The following is a 1317-nucleotide window of genomic DNA, read 5'->3' as shown; positions in this document are numbered from 1 at the left end:
GTTGTCTAATTGATTTGCGCATGTCGCTGTCTTTCTTGTGCCCGGTTGCCAATGGTTGTCTTCGAGGTCATCGAACGGCTTCAGAAGCCTGGTGTCCGAGCCTTCATGATCGCGGCCGAGCGGTGGTGGGTGGACGTCTCTGGGTCCCAAACGAGGTTGAACCTCCACTTTGCAGACGAGATCGTCCGGGCATGGCTGATCGGGATAAGGACCGCTGGAGTTATACCCAGCGGAACTCGGTCTCGTTCAGCCAAACGGTGTGCAACAGGGCAGCGAGTTTTCGCGCCACTGCAACTTTGGCGCGCCGAGAGCCTTTCGCCTCGGCCAGCTTTCTACCCCATTGCTGAAGCGGGAATGATCGTTTGACGCGCGTCAGGATGATATTAGCCGCTTCGTAGAGCGATTTCCGCAGCATGGGATCGCCTGCTTTCGAGATATGCCCCTGTGTATCGCGTTCGCCAGACTGACTTCGACGCGGTACCAGGCCGGCATAAGCGCCCACATCTTCGCTCCTGGCGAAGCGTCGGGGATCCTCGATGCTCATCGTGTAGGTCAGCGCGGTGATCGGCCCGACACCAGGAACGGTCATCAGGCGTGTACAAACTGGATCCGAGGCAGCTCGCTTTGCCAACATCCGGTCGGATGCACGCAGTTGACCTTCGATCGCCTCCATTGATGTAATCAGCGGGGCGAACAACGCCTGAAGGTCTGGGCGCTGAGCATAGAACGCGGCAAGCCTCTCGTTCCGCTTGGTTGGCGTCCTCGCGGTCCCCAGCCTCAGGCCGAACAGCTTCAGCAATCCGCGCAACTGGTTGGCCATCGAAGTCCGCGCCGCCACCAGCTGAGCGCGAATGCGGATCGCCGCACGATCGAAATGCGTCGCCGACGCCTTCATGTGAACCCGCTTGTACCAGCCCGTGCGAGCGAGCTGAGCCAGTCCCTCCGCGTCGTGAACATCGCTCTTGTTGACCCGCGCAGAAAGCACGCCCTTCGCATGACGAGCACAGATGCACTCGACCGGCACGTCGCGAGCCGCCAGGCCGTGATAGAGGAACGCCGAGAGTGGGCCGGTTTCCAGAACCACACGGGCCAGGGTTGGGCAATAACGAGCAAGCCATTTCGCCAAAAGATCGGGATCACTGGCGAGAACCTCCCGCCGCAATATCGCACCTTCCGCGTCCACCACACAAACATGCGTGGTCTTGTCACTCACATCGAGCCCTGCATAGATCGACATCGGTCACCCTCCTGCATTGAAGCGGCATTCCGACTTCGTAACATCCAGGAGGGTGGCTACATCAATTACGCGGTGTCCCA

Annotated in this window: 1 protein-coding gene; it reads right to left on the bottom strand. The window is 59.8% G+C overall.

From position 1 onward, the window contains the following. Window positions 1-220: 220 nt before the first annotated feature. On the bottom strand, window positions 221-1237 hold the full coding sequence (locus HZF05_RS13545; protein WP_160366784.1) for an IS110 family RNA-guided transposase: 1017 nt from the start codon (window positions 1235-1237) through the stop codon (window positions 221-223). Window positions 1238-1317: the final 80 nt, after the last annotated feature.

The organism is Sphingomonas chungangi (assembly GCF_013778325.1).
GTDB lineage: Bacteria > Pseudomonadota > Alphaproteobacteria > Sphingomonadales > Sphingomonadaceae > Solisphingomonas > Solisphingomonas chungangi.
This window is presented reverse-complemented; position numbering and strand designations above follow the sequence as displayed.